The sequence below is a fragment of the Ferruginibacter paludis genome, from assembly GCF_030409685.1.
Taxonomy (GTDB): Bacteria; Bacteroidota; Bacteroidia; order Chitinophagales; family Chitinophagaceae; genus Ferruginibacter; species Ferruginibacter paludis.
Window position 1 is genome coordinate 76,562 of sequence record NZ_JAUFQJ010000019.1, and the last position, 17,491, is coordinate 94,052.

Below are 17,491 nucleotides of genomic sequence, written 5' to 3' on the forward strand. Positions count from 1 at the left end.
CATCATCCTGGCTGGCGTGCCTGCAAAAATAAGGGTGAGAAAAAAGATTTGCCCGTAAGCTCACCGCCTGGTATCTTGAATTTGCCTTTGGTCATGTGGTCAAAAAGCGCGTCTCATTTTTAACTATCCTAACCAACGGATCAACAGCCCGCCCACCGGTTGCAATATGCAAAAAATAAAAAACCCGTGGCAGACTAACCGCCATACCAGGTTTTTGTTCGCTGAATCAGTTTGCTAAATGAGGTAAAAGGGTATAAATTCACCCTTGGCCACTACCAGATCTTTATCCTGTCTTTCTCCGCTACATACATCTTATCACCCGGTTGTATATTGAAAGCCTGGTGAAAATAGGGCATGTTCATCAGCGGGCCATTCACACGCCACATGGGTGGTGAGTGCGGGTTATTGTTGATCCAGTAACGAAGAAACGCATCTTTCATCTTCACGCGCCAGATGCGTGCAATGGAAATGCAAAACCGTTGATCGGGTGTAAACCCATCTATCCTGGTTGTACCATGCCCTTGTGGTGTTAATTTAAAAGCATCGTATGCAATGGATACACCACCCACATCTGCTGTGTTTTCTCCAAGGGTTAAAGCTCCTTTCACATGCAGCGTATCCAGCACTGTAAAGGTGCTGTACAGGTCAACAACCTGTTGCGTTTTTGCCTTGAACCTGGCGTAATCACCTTTGGTCCACCAATTGGAAACGTTGCCGTCTTTATCAAACTGGGCACCCTGGTCATCAAAGGCATGCGTCATTTCATGGCCGATTACCATACCAATGCCGCCGTAGTTCAATGCATCATCTGCGGCTTCATCAAAATAAGGCGATTGTAAAATGGCTGCCGGAAATACAATTTCATTGGCTGCCGGATTATAATAGGCCGTAACGGTGGAAGGGGTAGTAAACCACTCCGACCTGTCGACCGGTTTACCTAACTTCTCCAGTTGGTGCCGGTAATCATTGCTGGCGGCCGATACAACATTCTCAAAGTAGCTACTGCGTTCGATATGCACCTGTTTATAGGTTCTCCATTTGTCAGGATAGCCTATCTTTTTTGTGATGGCAAATAATTTTTCTTTCGCCTTTTGCTTGGTGCTGTCGCTCATCCAGTCTAGGTGGTTAATTCTTGCCGCGAATGCCTGCTGTAAATTATTCACCAGTTCAAGCGCCCTTTTCCTGGCATTTTCTGTAAAGTACTTTTTTACATACAACTGGCCTAATGCTTCCCCTAATAGCTGATCCACAGCTTCCGCTATTTGCTCACCTCTTGCTTTTTGTACTGCCTGGCCCTTCAACACTTTGGTATATTCAAATGCCGCATCCCCAAAAGGCTTGCTTAACTCACCGGTATAAACGTTGAGGGTGCTGGCTTTTAAATACAGTTTCCAGTCACTCAGAGGTATGCCTGGCAGCAAGGCATTCAGTTGATCATAGTAAGCGGTTTGGGCAACATCAATCGAATCTGTTGTTACTCCTAAAATAGTTAATACATTTAACCACCCCATGTTGGGGTGCTTTTTTGCGAGTACCGCTACGGGCATTTTGTTGTAATTGGCATTGATATCCCGCAGTTCAATATTTGTTTTATGCGTCGCGGCCAATTGTTTTTCTATGCCATACACCAGTGTTGCATTGCTGAGTGCGGTTGCAGCATTGCTGCCTGTTAATGTAAATAAAGCGGCAAGGTATTTTTTATATGCCGCCTGTATGGCAACCGTTGGGGAATCAGTTTTAAAATAGTAATCCCGGTCTGGCATACCAATGCCGGTTTGGTATAGATGCGCAATATTAAGATGGCTGTTTTTATTATCCGGCCCAACGCTAAAAGATAGTATAGAACCATTACCTGCTTTTAAGCCACTGGCAGCAAAGCGCACCAGGCCTGCCACATCAGCTATGCTGTCAATTGCACGGAGCATAGGTTTGATGGGATCGTAACCACGTTTGTCAATGGTGAGGGTGTCCATACCCGAAGCATAAAAATCGCCGAGCTGCTGCTCAATGCTGCCTGTTGTATTGGTAGCCTTCGACACACTATCCAGGATACCCTGCAACCGCAACCGCTGCGGGTAATTCATAAACATATATGCACCAACGCCCGACTGCGACGGCGGTATCCGGGCGGTATCGTACCATTTGTTATTGATGTATAAAAAGAAATTATCACCGGGCTTTTTAGCCGGGTCGATGCCCTCTACGGCGATGTGTTTTTTTTGCGCAGCAACATAGTTGTTGCAGGCAGCCAGCGACAGGGCTACTGCCAGAAGGAATACCAGTTTAGTCATACACAATTACTTTATTTAAATGAAGATAAAGTAAAAACGGCGATGTTGATTGCACCTGGCCCGTTGCGGAAGGCAAAGGAAAAGCTTAATTATCGTGTGTGTAGTATTACCATTCCTGTAGTGAAACCTTTCCTCCTGGTATACACTTGCTTTTCATTATTGGTTGCGGTATAGTCTCACCGTCCAGTTGGCGGCTTTGTACAGCTCCAGGTTAAATGTTTCTCCGTTGGAAAGGGTGGCAAAGAAATGGGCAGGAAACTGGCTTATTTCATACGAAACAGAGCTTTTGGTTGCAGTTGCAAAGTTGGAGGTTCTATTGGCAAATACCGCGTTGACAGCCGTTAAACTGGCAAGCGTAAGCACTGGGTTTCCGGACGGAGGCGCAACATTGGCTGCACCGCTGGTAGTAGAAATTTCTATCTTTAATATATGGCCACTTTCTTTTGAAGGGATCACCTCAACGTTATCGAAAAAGGTGGTGCCGTTTAGCAGGTAGGTAATGTATTTTCTGCCCCTGTATTCTCCACCACTCCAGAATCCTGACAGAATGCTGTCCGGTAAACTGGCCCGCATGTAATGCAATTCGCCTTTCCCTTCCTTAATGCCATCCTGGAAATTGCCGGAGTACCAGGTGCTGTCACTGTAGTTGTAAACGCCGGCACCGTTCGGCAAACCATTCCTGAAAATACCCTTGTAGTGATTTAAGCCGGTGGCCTCGCCCTTGCCATTGGCCAGGCCGTTTTTACAATCGCCGGTATACTTGCCTGCCAGGTCCATCAGCGCAACTTTACAAGCCTTGCTGCTGTCCTGCGCAGCGACAATATTTATGAAAAAGTTGACAGCCAAAATAAGTAAAACAACAGGGGTTAGTTTCATATCATTTTTTTAAGAAGTTACAATCGTTGGTAAATGCGGGTGCCGCGGCAAGACGAAATCAAAAGCACGGGTTACGGCCATTGGCATTTTTTACAAGGTAAGGTAATATATCGTTTGCACAAACGAACCGACTAACCATTGTAAATTTAACAGGGTTGATTTTTTTCTTCAGGGCCCAATGCCCCGCCCCTTCTCCATACCAATGTGTTACTTTTCTTAATACACATGTTTTTCACTGCCGTTTCTGCTCACCTAAAACAAATTATTAAAATCAATAGTAATACTCGGTTTTATTTTTTAATTTAACCGTATCATTATTCTTTACAAGAATAAAAGTTGAACTAACTGCATGAATTATCCAAGATGTTTTATTACATCATCCGGCTGTTAGTATTTATTTCCAATCCTCTTTTTACATTTTTTTATTAAACAATCTACCTCTGTGCCATAATTGATTGAAGCATGTACTACTTCATTTAATTAATTATGTCAATACTCTATAATTCGCTTTTAAAAACCGGCAGGGAAAAGCATATTTTTTTATTGCTATTATTTGTCTCAGCAGTTGGTTTCACCAATGCTCAACCGTTGACTGTCTTTGACAGCGTCCGGATATTTACAAACAACCTGGAGCCGGAGCAGACCATTTACGAATTACACCTGACTTCATTCCGCTTCTCCAAATTCCCGGACAATCAAATCAACTTTGGCATTACGGGGAGCGCCTATCACTACATTGTATTAAAACTCAATGCTGCTGCAATCGAAAACGATCAGCGGCTTTCCATTGATAATACCAGCCTTGATTCCGTTGCCATTTACCGGGTATTTACCAATGGCGAAAGACAGTTATTGTACCAGGGTGGCAATGCAATGGCCTACAAAAACAAATTGTACAACTGGCATACAGCAATTGTCAACGTTGGCCCTGTTCCATCTTTTTATCTCATCGCACTAAAAGCCAGTCAGAAGAACATAAACGTACATTATGAAATACTGGATAAAGATGCACTACAGCTGAAATACCTGGCGTACGACAGGGTGGTTTATTTTTACATCGGTGTGGCCAGTATGATCCTGATCGTAATTACGGTAGCCCTGTTTCATTTTAAGAAACCTGAGTTTGCTGCGTACACCGGATACATTCTCTGCTTTGCCGGTTGGGTATTGGCGCATTATGGAAGGCTCTTTCCCTTGTTTTATCCCCGCGTGCCTGTTATTAACCAGGTTATTAAACCGGTCAGTAGTTTAGGTGCCTGTTTTTTTCTCATCCTTGTTTTACAACTGGTATTTCAACAACAACTGCTCCACCATCGCTGGATTAAGGCGGTCATTCAATGGACGCTGTATGGCCTGGTAATCATAATCAGCTTCATGTTATCGTTCCTTGATTCCAACCTGCTTCCTTCGCTGAAATATGGTCTCGTTGTGTTATGGCATGCTGGTTTAATTGCCTCCATTTTACTCGTTGTTTGTATACCGCTCCTGCTGTTCAAAACCGGCATCACGGCTAAAATATTTTCGGCTGCCATGTTTGCTGTTGCGGTAATGGCCTTCATCCAGGTGTTTGCGACGGCAGGCGTTATCAGCAGCTTTTTCCTGAACGAACACGGCCTTACAGTGGGCAGTTTACTTGAGATTACCATCATGGCATTTGGACTGTTCTTTAGTTTACTGGAACAAATGAAAGCGCGGGAAAAGCAGGTACTGGCACTGGAACAGGAGCAAACAGAAACCTTAAAAAGACTGGTGAGTGTGCAGGACCATGAAAGGAAAAGAATAGCGGCAGACCTGCATGATAATATTGGTCCCCTGCTGGCGGCACTTAAAATAAATTTCGGCCGCATTGTACATACCAAAGACCCGGCCCTGCTGAATGGCGTAGTGGTAAAAACGGAAGGCATCATTGACGACTCCATTGCCGAGATACGCAATGTGGCGCATAACTTAATGCCCAAAGGGCTTTCCTCCAATGGCCTTATCAGTACGCTGAAAGAATACCTTGACTCCATCCAGCAATTGTATAATAAGCAGATTGATTTTAAACACGAGGTGCAGTCGATATTAAATATTGAGTTGCAGACCAATTTGTACCGCATCATTTGTGAACTGGTGTTAAATGCTGCCAGGCACAGCAAAGCCAGCCTGATCAGTGTAGAGATAGAAGCCGACCGCGACGCAGTGATTGTAAATATTGCAGACAATGGCCAGGGATTTCTACAGGCTAACAGCGAGCAAAAAAAATCGCTGGGTTTGCAAAGTGCAGAGAGCAGGGTGTTGTATTTAAAGGGAAAATTTCTATTGCATACCGCAAAGGAAAAAGGAACAGCTATTCATATTGAGATACCCTTACAATTTGACGAGGCCCATGTTGACCGCCTTTAAAATCAGGCCGATCCTGTTTTTTACTTCGAACTTTTCAAAAAGCCTCGCCCGGTAAGTGTCAACGGTTGACTCACTGAGAAACATTTTTTTTGCTATTTCTGCATACGGCATTTCTGTACACAGGTGATTCAGCAGTTCCTTCTCCCGGTCTTTTATTTCAGGCACATTGCCCGACTGATTTTTTTTCTCAACATGCTTGTGAATATTGCTGGTAATGATCGGCGTATAATAATAACCGAACTTCACCACCTGTTCCAGGGCCATGCGCAATTCTTCTGCGCCAATGTTTTTAAGCAGGTAGCCTCTTACCCCATACTGCAGCATTTGTATCACGCTGTTGTCATCCTCCTCCATGGTAAGCGCCAGCACTTTGATGTCTTTTTTATTGTCACAAATCCATTTGGCTACATCCAAACCACTCATGCCCGGCATTACAATATCCAAAAAAACAATATCCGGCTTTTGCGCATTTTGCTGCAATAACTGAATGGCTTTGGCGCCATCCTGTGCCGACCAGCAAACAGTAAACCCTTCGAAGTCATTGATCAAACTCGCAAGCGAATCACTGAATATTTTATGGTCATCAACCAGCGCAATGGTAGTCATTTGTTAAAGTTAAATTATTTAACAGGCAGTTTTTCCATGAAAATTTATCAGGGTTTTTCCTGATGGAGATTGGGGGTTTTACCTGTTGGAATTGGATTTCTAAGAGAGTAGTTTTGAATTGAACAAGCGATAGGAATAAGGAGTTAGGATAATTTGATTAAAGAAAGTAACTGGTAAAATCAAAGATTATTATGACATCAATGCAGAGGATATTGTTTTTTGTGCTTACTCTTTTAATTATTTCATGTAATCAAGATGTTACGCCAAGACCTATAGAGCTTTGTTCTTATGATAACAAAAAATGGTCTAAAACTCAACAAGGGTCTTTTTTAATTAACTCCAGATTATCCGATAACCTGAAATTTGATACTATATTATTACCATATAATCAGGTAGGAGATTATGCTATATTTCAGGGTGATATCATGCTTGGCAATATAAATGAGTTTGAATTGTTACAGAAAGATTATCAAGTTGAATCTTTTGTTACTACTAATGCGATATGGAAAAAAGGTAACATTCCTTACAGTTTTGGGGACCTAATTGACGAAAATGCAAAAAATGTTATTCGAAGTGCTATGGTTGAATGGGAGACCAAAACTCAATTAATTCGCTTTGTTCCTAAGACTGATGCTGATGTAAATTTTTTGGAATTCAATGCATCGGATGGTTACTCTTCTAACATCGGAATGAAAGGGTTGAAACAATTAATTTTTGTTAAGTCAGTACCTGATAAAGGAAACGTTATGCATGAGTTGGGGCATAGTCTTGGGCTTTGGCATGAACACTGTCGCCCGGATCGTGATATGTATATTCATATAGTCGAGCAGAATATTGATACAAACTATACCAGTCAATTTTTACAACAAATCAAAGATGTAAGTACACTTAGCTCATCGTATGATTTAAACTCGATTATGCATTATCCGTTAAATGCTTTTGGTAAGAATGGAAGACAAACAATAAAAATAGTTTTAAACACTTACGGCTCAAAGGTTAATGTAGGGAACAGGGATAGTTTGAGTATTGGAGATATCGCCGCAATAAAAACGATATATAAAAATTTATAGTAAATATAAAAAAAGTCAAAAAACATGAGAAAAGTATTTTATATGTCTTTGTTAATAGCGTTTACTTTTAGCAAATTGTATTCACAAAAAACGGAAGCCGTACTTGAGAAAGAAGTTAAAAATATCAACACTGATGATTTGAGAACTTGTGGCTACAATAACACAGGGGCACCTTTAGCCATTGTTAGCAACAATACAAAACAACCAATTAGCAATACTGATGAGGCTGCTAAATTTTTACAAAACTTATTCACTTTAAAACCTGCTTTTTTATCTAATCCCATTTTATCAAGATGGATGCAAGATTATAATTCAGATGCTAATCACTGCCAGAAAACTAAAATAATAGTTTTTATTCAACATCCACTTGATTTAAAAAAGTTGTATCAGGATGATATAAATGCAACAAAAGCGAAAACTAAATTCATTGAATTTTGTAACAAGACCAACTTTCATTCCCAAATTTTAGATGATCTTACCCTAACTCGAAATAATTTAAAGGAAAGCTTGGAAAATAAAGATGAACTTATTAAATGCCAAAAATTCAGTTCGACAAATTCGGACAAAGCGTGTGCAGCATCTGAGGTTAAAGGAAAAGAAAATTCTTTTATCGTGTCGAAGATTAAAGAATTTTCTGAAGTTGAAGAATTAATGAAGATTGAAGTGGATTTAATTTCAAAATTTAGTAAGGAAAAAGACTCTATGGAAAAAGTCTATAATGGCTACCTTAGTCAGTTTGTAGAAAAAGAAGCTATAGAATCTTTCTTTTTAAACAAAGAAAAAAGAGAGTGGAGTAAATATGCTTTGGAGAAAAGAGACATCATGTTTGTAATATTGGGAGGACAAAATGATTTCGCAAAATATAAAATTAAAATTAATAATAAGACTAACAATTTTCAGTCAAATCTTAATGACTTAAAAGACTTATCAACATCAATTTTAGGCAACTTGCCTCAGTTTGATGCTATTGATTGTAGCAGCCCGAAAACAAGCCTCAGGGATCAAGAAATTCCAATATCGTTTAACTTATTGAATGATGAGGAGATTGTAGCTCCAAGTGCTATAAGTTTTAATGACTTAAAGGATTCAATCAAATATTCATTTGATATACACGAAAAAGTATCATTTGGGATTAAAGTAGGCATTTCTGCAGCTCTACTGAACAGAAAGCAATTTACAATTAGCGCCGACAATCAGCTAACCGTACAATTGGATGATGATCAAAAGAAAGAATGGAAATCAAATTTAATGGCTTTGGTAGAATGGTATCCATTTGGTCGAGATATAGACCGATTTGAATCAATTTTTTCAAAGGATAGTAAAACCCAATTGAAAGAAAGAATAGGGATAACTACAGGAATAAGAATCTCAAAGGATCCAATTCAAGATATTTATGGCGGCATTTCTTTAGCTCTTTCTAAAGATTTTTCTCTTGGTTTTGGCATACAATACCACTCTGAACCTAAAGATCAATCTAATCTGCCTGTGGGGATAGATGCAACTCTTGAATATCTTAAGTCAAATGTCTCCAGAGAGTATAAAGTGCAATCTTTTTTCGCACTATTAATTAACCCAGGCGTAGTTTCAAAACTATTAGGGTTAAAATCTAAATGAAATTTGGGTGATGTAAATATTACACAGCCAGTATAAAAAATAGAATTATGAAGTATTCTTTTATCTTATTATTTTCTGTAATAAAATTGCTGTAATAAGGACAAGGACAACACGGATTAGGCGAAACTCAATTAACTGAAGGAACAAAACACTCAAGCGTATTAAGTCTTGAAAAATAAAATCAAAAGTTGCCAGATGGTAGGCCTCTCTTAATGCCTCCTGCAAAAGATCAAGGTGCCGAAGGCTTTTGTTAGGCGAGGCGACTGTATTATGTACTTACGAGTTAAACGCATAATCTAAAAAATATAAAGATAAAGTTTTAGACTCAAGCACTGTTTACAGCCCACAATATTCAAATTAATATTACAAGGGTAATAATGAAGATTACAATTGGGCAATATATTCATTTGATATGCTTGATAAATTTTTGAAAGATAGTGTATTGAAATATGCAGATTTTCATACTGTCGAAGGGTTTATAAGTGCTATAACGGAAAATTTATGTTTTTGTAAATAAAATCTTCAACATCTAACAAAATCAGGATTAATAATTAAATTTTATTTATGTCAACACGCATTATTTTTTTGGCTTCGTTCGCTATTCTCCTATTCACATCCTGTAACAATAAAAGCAAAACTGATGCAGAGGATACATCGAAACAAAACGACTCGCCAGTTGTGGTAAAAGACGCAACAAAGGAAAATGAGGCATTACCTGATCGGATAAGGCAAAGTACAGCCGAAATTAATAACTATCGTTCAGTACCCTCAATGCATGAAGATTCTATGTCGATTGTTTACAAGGGAGTTAGAGATACAATTTTTGGCTTTCGAGCAGGAGACACCTTGTACACTGAAGGGGATATTAAGGTGACTTATACCGCAAAGGGCGCAAAGGGCGTAGGAACTACAGATAAGTTGTGGGATCATCATAATGGGAGGATAATTATACCCTATGTAATAAGTTCTACCTATAGTCATCGTGATAGAATCAAAGCCGCTTTTGATTTATGGAATGTTCAACTGCCTGCAATACGTTTTATTGAACGAACAATTGAAGACGACTATATTTTATTTATGCCTTCCCAATTTACCCAGAGCAACGTCGGTAAAATAGGAAATGTTCAGACGATCGAGCTTGCAGAGTGGGCTATTTCAGGCAATATCGCACACGAAATCGGACATGTGTTAGGCCTTTATCATGAACATACGCGGGCAGATAGAGATACAAAGGTACAAGTCCAAATTTCTTGCACGGATAATATCAATTATAGGCATGCCTTTAAAATGGATCCGTATGCAATTGATATTGGCGAATACGACTACAATTCCATCATGCAGTATCCACAAACAGAATGTCTTAGTTTTCCATCATTACCCAAAGGAATTAATCCGGGTCAGAGGATTAGTATCTCGGACGGGGATGCTTTAACGATAAGAAGAATTTATAGACTTTAATGTTTGAGAGTCGGATTTATAAATTTTAAATAATTACACTGATTATTTAATCAACAAAAATGAAATTAGCGCTTTGGAATATTGTTTTTTGTCTCACTATTTTGCAAGTGGGCTATTGTCAAAATAAAAACACAAAATCTAGAAACGCAGTACCGCATGTTCCTACAAAATATGCATTCATCGTTGGTATACAACAATACGATGACAGTACATTTTTTAATAAACTATGTTATCCTAGCATGGATGCAGATAGATTCGCCGATTTTCTATTAAAAGGGTATATAAAAGGCATTAGGCCTGAAAACATCGTAAAAATTACAAATGATTCTGCCAAAGTAAATTTTATAGAAGTAACTCTCAGCCAATGGATGATTGATTTGCAACCGAATCTTGAGTCTGGAGACTGCGTTTTTATCTACTGGTCAGGGCATGGTGCTCTGTCCCAAGTAGATCAAAGCTTGGCATGCTTTGATAGCTACTATCGTGAAGATGTAGTCACAGCCGATGGTGAACTTTATCAAGACATACCAATTAGCCTCATAAAAAGTCAAGCCTCAAGAATCTTCCAAAAAAGAGGTGTAAAGGTATTTTTAATCATAGACGCATGTAGAACCAGACTGAATGGGGTAACTGGTATGCCTGATATAGTTGCACAAAAAACGGAGAAACCTGAGGCAGATGGCGACCTTTATTTTTATTCGGCAACAGGAGGAGAATCATCATGGGAGACACCTTTATTAACACCAGGTAGCGGTGTGTTCACTTATTTTCTTTTGTTAGGACTTCAAGGCGCAGCAGATAATTTACCACCTTGGAACACAGTGACCGTAAATGAATTAGATCAATACCTTACTTCACAAGTTACGCCCTATGTTGTTAATGTTCTTAGAATGAAACCACAAAAGCCTAAAGTATTTTACAAAGATGTAAACCAAAATATTGTTTTGACGGAAGATATTCCGAATTCAGTCAAAAAAGAGGCGAGGCGAATCAGTGATTCTTTGCGGGATATCATTCATAGCACTGTATCAAACGCTACTTCCGAAAAGCCAATAGCTTTGAGTAAAGGATTTAGAGCTAATGAGGATATTGAAGCAAGAAGAAGCTTTAGTATAGCTGAAGATAAAAAAAGAGAAGTAAAGCAAATAAAGATAAATTATCAGTCTATTGGACAGCCGAAGGATACGTTATATGACAGTATAATTTTTAAGATTTCTAAAAATCAATTATTAGAGCCAAAGTGCTATTCAGCATATGACTATTATGAACTGCTGGAAAAATCTGGTGCAGATACCAAAATTGTTACAAATGCACGGTTGCGGCTAGTCATAGCGCTGCAAGACAAAGTAAAAAACACTCTTGATTTATACATTCAGGGTAAGCTTTCTAATACAAAAAAATCAATTTTTGATCTAGCTTCTGAAGAATTGAGTTGCGCATACTTTTTACGACCAATAGGAGATTCGTTTCGAGTTAATCTACTACCCAAAATTAATTTCTTAAAAGCCAGAGCTTTAGCAAGTTCAAACAATCCTTTAGATTGGAAAAAGGGGCTTGATTTAATTGACTCTGCTCTTAAAATGTCGAAGACTGCATACATGTTTCACACCAAAGGTGTTCTCTTTCAAAATAAAAGCAGATTTTTCACAGCTGCAAGCCTATTTGATTCGGCTTTAAAATATTCTCCTAACTGGACTTATGCTTTATACAACATTGCTACTAATTACTATCAGATTCAAGAATATGAAAAAAGCATTGAGTTTTTCAAAAAAATACTGGACAAAGATTCCAGTTATTCCAGAATATATTCATGGCTAGGTTATAATTATGAGACAATTGTAGATAACAAAATCAGCAATTACAGCACGGTCAAGAATTACAGGGAAGCAATAGACTATAATTTTAAGGCACTTGAAGTTGATTCCGCCAACACATATGCATATTTAAACTTAGGTAGAATTTATTTCAAAATAAGAGAAAACCAAAAGAGCAATGAAGAGTTGGTAAAGTTTTTTCTTACAAAAGGAGGTATACGCTACGGCGATAGTCAGTGCCTTACTTGGCTAGGGAAATTATATGACAGGCAAGGATTGTTAGACTCCGCAGAGTATTTTTACGAGAAGGCGTGGGAGCTTAACAACTTTGATACAGCAGCACTGGAAAATTACGTTTCATTTTTATTCAGACAAGGGGAAAAAGAAAAAGCGGATTCTCTGTTTCAAATTGTTTTGGAAAAGACAAAAGACACTCAGAACAACATTTATGACTATAAGTTTTTATCAAAATATTGTTCATTTGTCTTCAGAGCCAAATCACCAGATGCGGCAGACAAGATATTTCAGGAAATAATTTCAACAAATACAGAAGACCCATCAATATTTACTATGTATAGTAAACAGTGGGAAAGTATAGATAGCGTCAACAAAGCCAAAGATATTATTCGCATAGGGCTTGCCGCTATACCGACAAGTCCTTCTCTAAACTATGCAATGGCTCGGCTAAATTTAAAATACAACAATGGCTCAAAATCGTGGAATATAGAAGATTCTTCTCTCTATTTTTTGAAGAAATCGTATGAATTAGCACCCTTATCTTCAGTGACAACTAATTCTTTGGGGAAAACTTACTTGATTAGTAATAATTTTGATTCAGCCAAGTTATATCTAAATAAGGCGGACTCTTTAAACGAATTTGTCAATTTTACTGTAAGCTTTGATAGAGAAATTGAATCTCTGGGAGATAGCGCAATTAAGAAAAAAAAATATTCTGAGGCCTTCAGTTATTATGCCATACTAAATAAAATATCTGAAATTCAAGATAAATTAGTCAGTATCGGCAAACAGTATGAAAGCGCTAATTATTTAAAATTTCAGTCTAACCTAAAAATCGCAAGACTATTTTATTTGAATAATAAGTTGGATAGTGCACAGTTTTTTTGTGGAAAATCGGGAAAGTATTTATCAAACTTTAACGATTTTGAAGACGGCGATAGCATTTATTTCGAGATGCAGCGTAACTTAATGGGATTAATTGAAATTGAAAAGAAAAATAAGAAGGCATATAAACAGGCAATAAATATTTTCGACGAACTTGATCAGAATTTGCGACAAGCCCCCGACTATTTAGAACAAGCAGTGGCTTTCTATTGCCTTGGCTCTAAAAAAGTAGCCATTCGTTTGGCGCAATCTTCTAAAGAGGAAACACGGGTAAAAACCTTCAAGCGGATTGTTGATAGCGAAGGGATCAGCTACAGTTCATTCTTTGTGCAAAATTTAAAAAAACTAATTGAAGAGATTGGTCATTCTTTCTTCAAAAAATAATGATTGTAAAAGATGTACATCAAACTGTTTCAAACTATAAATCCCTCTTTGTTTAATGTTTGCAAATGGCCTCAACAACCCCTTTATGAAATGCATTTAATAATTTGCTGAAACCTAGGCAAGCTGAGTTTGCTTACGAAATTTCGAGTATATAAACGGAGCGAAAAAGACCGACGGATTAAAAACCCGTCCTCCAAGCCTGAATGTATCCTGAATAAAGAATCATAGTCTCACCAAGTATTGACTTGAAAACTATGTTACTAAAACAAGTAAAAATCCATCAATCCTTCTTACCTACCAAATCTTAATCCTATCCTGCTCCCCCAAATACATCTTATCCCCAGCCTGTATATGAAACTCCAGGTAAAAATAAGGCAGGTTCATTAGCGGGCCGTTTACGCGCCACATGGGTGGTGAGTGCGGGTTATTATTGATCCAGTAGCGCATGAAGGCATCTTTCATTTTTACCCGCCAGATGCGGGCGGTGGAGATGCAAAACCGCTGACCGGGTGTAAAGCCATCGAAGGTGGTGGTGTCGTGCCCCTGTGGGGTTAATTTAAACGCATCGTAGGCGATGGCTAGGCCACCTATATCGGCCGTGTTTTCACCAAGGGTGAGGGCGCCTTTTACATGCAACGAATCCAGTACCGTAAATGTATTGTACAGGTCAACTACCTGCTGCGTTTTGGCTTTGAACCTGGTGAAATCATCTTTCGTCCACCAATTCGTAACGTTGCCATCCTTATCAAACTGGGCGCCCTGGTCATCAAATGCATGCGTCATTTCATGACCGATTACCATACCAATGCCGCCGTAGTTCAATGCATCATCCGCAGCTTCATCAAAATAGGGTGGTTGTAAAATGGCTGCCGGAAATACAATTTCATTGGCTGCCGGATTGTAATACGCCGTTACAGTGGAGGGGGTAGTAAACCATTCCGACCGGTCGACTGGCTTCCCTAATTTCTGCAGCTGGTGCTGGTAATTATTGTTGGCGGCGGAAACTACATTCTCAAAGTATTTGCTGCGTTCAATATGCACCTTCGTATAGTCTCTCCACTTATCCGGATAGCCAATCTTTTTTGTTATGGCAAACAGTTTTTCTTTCGCTTTTTGTTTGGTGCTGTCGCTCATCCAGTCAAGCCGGGTGATTCTTGTTGCGAATGCCTGCTGCAAATTATTCACCAGGTCAAGCGCCCGTTTGCGGGCATTTTCTGTAAAATATTTTTTTACGTATAACTGGCCCAGGGCTTCCCCTAATAAATTATCTACTGCTTGCGCTATTTGCTCGCCCCTGGCTTTTTGCACTGCTTGCCCCTACACAACTTTGGTATACTCAAATGCAGCATCGCCAAAAGGCTTGCTTAATTCGCTGGCATAGCTGGCTACCGTGTTGGCTTTTAAATACAATTTCCAGTCGTGGCCGGGTATGATGGTAAGCAAAGTATTCAGTTTGTCGTAGTAAGCAAGTTGTTCAACGTCAAGGCTATAAGTTGTAGCACCTAACACAGTCAAAACATTTGGCCAGCCTATATTTGGCTGACGCTTTGCCAACACGCTACCGGCATTTTGTTGTAATTGGCATTGATATCCCGCAGTTCAATATTCGTTTTATGCGAGGCTGCAATTTGTTTTTCTATGTCGTATACCAGCGTAGCGTTGCTGAGTGCCGTTGCGGTGTCACTGCCTGTTAAAGCTGCTGCTCAATGCTGCCGGTTGTATTGGTGGCTTTCGACACACTATCCAGTATACCCTGCAGGCGCAGCCGCTGCGGGTAATTCATAAACATGTATGCACCAACGCCCGATTGCGATGGCGGTATCTGCGCTGAATCGTTCCATTTGTTATTGATGTATAAGAAGAAATTATCACCGGGCTTTTTGGAGGAGTGGATACCAGTTACTGCTATGGTGTTTTTCTGGAACTTGGTTATTACAGGCTGCCACTAAAACGGTTGCAGCCAGCAAAAAGAGTATTTTTTTCATAATCATTTACGTTGTGTAAATGAAGATAAATTAAAAAAGCTATGCCGCTGTAAAGGCACACCCGGGAAAGGATTATTTTTAAACAGTTAGCATCGCCCATTCTGACACGTGATAAACCACAGCATATATTCTGCCGACCGAAAGGCTATTGAAAAGCCTGCATTCAAATATCTCTGCCTGCAAAATGGCAACAATGCTTTTGCAGGCAGGTACGTTTTAATCAACCTTTTTTATCAACTCTGTGGATTGGTAATATTAAACATCCAGCGAATGCCAAATTTATCTTTGCAGGTTCCCCAGTAGCCCCAGAATTCATCATGTGGCGCCACGCCATCCGCTCCACCCAGGGAGAGTTCGTTGTACAACCGGTCGGCTTCTTCTTTTGTATCCGGGTTTAAACTGATGGTAACATTATTGCCTTCAACCAAATGATGCCCCATACTTTCAAGCATATCGGTTGCCATAATTTGTGTGCCACCCAAAATTGGCAATGCCACATGCATCACTTTTGTTTTGTCGGATTCAGAAAGGGCGGGCATACCGGGTTGAGCAGGCATGTCGCCCATACGCATAATGGGAGCAGAAAATTCAGCCTTAAAAATTCTTTTATAAGCGTTGAATGCTTCTTCTGCATTGCCTGCAAAATTGAGGTAGATGGATACGCTTGCCATTGCTTTTTGTTTTATGTTATGAGATGAAAATTAGGAAAAGTTTTTAAAAATTCAAATGGGCGAACTTTGCAGATGGCTGCAAATGGAGAACAGCACAACATGCACAATCCGCTCACAATGCCATTGGTAAGCCGTTGCCCGAAAGATACATTCTTCATCAACGGTACTGCTAAAACAGGCGTTTAAAAAAAATCTTCCTGCGGCGCAGAAAAACCTGCAGCAACAGGTTCAGAAAAATAAAGGCGATATGCTATTGTATAAACCAGTCAGCTTACACACGGGATAACCCAAACGCATAGAATTTAGTTAACCAATAAGTCAAAATCCTGACCATGGTCATTTATTCCCTTAATTATCCCACTTATTTTTACCGCTCATAGATATTAAAAACACGGGCAATCTATTCTTGGATAGCCCTTTTTATTTTTTGCAGCCCGTGCCGTGAAAACCTTGCCGGCAAGGAAAACGGCAGGCAGGGCTGTTAACAGGTCATTCAAAAAACTGATGGTGGCCGAAAGCGCATGGTAAAACTGCCAACCATTGCCCGCCCTGGTGCAGGCCCCTTACAGCAGAGCCGGCTATGAAAATTTGTGGTAACTTTTACCTGGCCAAATGCTAATTCGATTTAAATACTTTTACAAAATCTACATACATGCTGCCGGTTACAATTTGCGCAGCATTAAAATTAGAAAAGAAATCGCCGCCAACTGCCAGGTTCAGCGCAACACGTTCTGTTTTGCCAAAGAGATTGGGCACATAACTGCCCGTTTTAGTTTCAACTATAACCCCGTCAAATAAAGAGGTTAAACTATTTTGCGACCATATCATTTCATACACATGATAACAATCTGTGAGGCTTACGCCGGAGGTAATGATACCTACCTGGTTTTTTACCAGGTTCCTGTTGGCGGCCCTGCCATAAAAATAATTGGTTTGGTATTTAAAAGGCTCCTGCCCTCTCGCCTCCAGGTAATCTATTTCTCCCTGTGTTGGCCATGGATCGCCATAGCTCCAAAAGGCAGGCCACATACCATAACCGGCGGGCAGTTTTATGCGGGCCACTATCCGTATTTTAGGAGTAACGGCGGATGCTGAAATATTGGTTTTACATTCAATTCTGCCAGAGGTATAATTAAATGTTTTGGGTGTTGCATTATAAATTCCTGTGATGTTGACCCACCATTCCTGAGTGTTGACCCACCTGAGAAGCGGGCA

The 17,491-nt window shown here is 39.6% G+C and carries 12 protein-coding genes and 1 pseudogene; 5 read left to right on the forward strand and 8 right to left on the reverse strand.

Annotated features, from left to right (window positions below; genetic code table 11):
• Positions 1 to 272 precede the first annotated feature (272 nt).
• Complete coding sequence (locus QWZ08_RS23670; protein ID WP_290340085.1) at positions 273 to 2,291, reverse strand: M13 family metallopeptidase; 2,019 nt, start codon at positions 2,289 to 2,291, stop codon at positions 273 to 275.
• A gap of 156 nt (positions 2,292 to 2,447) precedes the next feature.
• On the reverse strand, positions 2,448 to 3,167 hold the full coding sequence (locus tag QWZ08_RS23675; RefSeq protein ID WP_290340086.1) for an MORN repeat-containing protein: 720 nt from the start codon (positions 3,165 to 3,167) through the stop codon (positions 2,448 to 2,450).
• 486 nt (positions 3,168 to 3,653) lie between these two features.
• Between QWZ08_RS23675 and QWZ08_RS23680 the strand changes: the two genes are divergently transcribed.
• Complete coding sequence (locus QWZ08_RS23680) at positions 3,654 to 5,552, forward strand: 7TM diverse intracellular signaling domain-containing protein (RefSeq protein WP_290340087.1); 1,899 nt, start codon at positions 3,654 to 3,656, stop codon at positions 5,550 to 5,552.
• On the opposite strand, the gene QWZ08_RS23685 is transcribed toward QWZ08_RS23680, so the two are convergent.
• On the reverse strand, positions 5,517 to 6,158 hold the full coding sequence (locus QWZ08_RS23685) for a response regulator transcription factor (protein WP_290340088.1): 642 nt from the start codon (positions 6,156 to 6,158) through the stop codon (positions 5,517 to 5,519). The two genes, QWZ08_RS23680 and QWZ08_RS23685, sit on opposite strands and share 36 nt — an antisense overlap.
• A gap of 191 nt (positions 6,159 to 6,349) precedes the next feature.
• Here QWZ08_RS23685 and QWZ08_RS23690 point away from each other — a divergent pair, with 191 nt between their 5' ends.
• The 4 genes from QWZ08_RS23690 (at position 6,350) to QWZ08_RS23705 (ending at position 13,620) form a co-directional block, all read left to right on the forward strand.
• Positions 6,350 to 7,228 (forward strand): M12 family metallopeptidase, encoded by an 879-nt coding sequence (locus tag QWZ08_RS23690; protein WP_290340089.1) that lies wholly within the window; start codon positions 6,350 to 6,352, stop codon positions 7,226 to 7,228.
• Positions 7,229 to 7,252: 24 nt separating this feature from the next.
• Positions 7,253 to 8,842, forward strand: a complete 1,590-nt coding sequence (locus QWZ08_RS23695) for a hypothetical protein (protein ID WP_290340090.1) — start codon at positions 7,253 to 7,255, stop codon at positions 8,840 to 8,842.
• A 564-nt stretch (positions 8,843 to 9,406) separates the two neighbouring features.
• On the forward strand, positions 9,407 to 10,300 hold the full coding sequence (locus tag QWZ08_RS23700) for a M12 family metallopeptidase (protein ID WP_290340092.1): 894 nt from the start codon (positions 9,407 to 9,409) through the stop codon (positions 10,298 to 10,300).
• 59 nt (positions 10,301 to 10,359) lie between these two features.
• Positions 10,360 to 13,620, forward strand: coding sequence for a caspase family protein (locus tag QWZ08_RS23705; RefSeq protein ID WP_290340093.1), 3,261 nt, complete (start codon positions 10,360 to 10,362; stop codon positions 13,618 to 13,620).
• Positions 13,621 to 13,914: 294 nt separating this feature from the next.
• Here the strand turns inward: QWZ08_RS23705 and QWZ08_RS23710 are convergent, their stop codons facing one another.
• From QWZ08_RS23710 to QWZ08_RS23725, 5 genes and pseudogenes are all read right to left on the reverse strand, one after another.
• On the reverse strand, positions 13,915 to 14,754 hold the full coding sequence (locus QWZ08_RS23710; protein ID WP_353960509.1) for a M13-type metalloendopeptidase: 840 nt from the start codon (positions 14,752 to 14,754) through the stop codon (positions 13,915 to 13,917).
• A pseudogene (locus QWZ08_RS28275) lies at positions 14,746 to 15,177 on the reverse strand (M13 family peptidase); the annotation flags it as partial. The pseudogene QWZ08_RS28275 and the gene QWZ08_RS23710, both read right to left, overlap by 9 nt.
• 311 nt (positions 15,178 to 15,488) lie before the next feature.
• Entirely contained in the window at positions 15,489 to 15,611 is a 123-nt protein-coding gene (locus tag QWZ08_RS28280) for a lipoprotein (RefSeq protein ID WP_353960507.1), read from the reverse strand.
• A gap of 227 nt (positions 15,612 to 15,838) precedes the next feature.
• Entirely contained in the window at positions 15,839 to 16,276 is a 438-nt protein-coding gene (locus QWZ08_RS23720; protein ID WP_290340096.1) for a VOC family protein, read from the reverse strand.
• A gap of 615 nt (positions 16,277 to 16,891) precedes the next feature.
• A partial coding sequence (locus tag QWZ08_RS23725; RefSeq protein WP_290340097.1) for a glycoside hydrolase family 16 protein occupies positions 16,892 to 17,491 on the reverse strand: 600 nt, incomplete at its 5' end.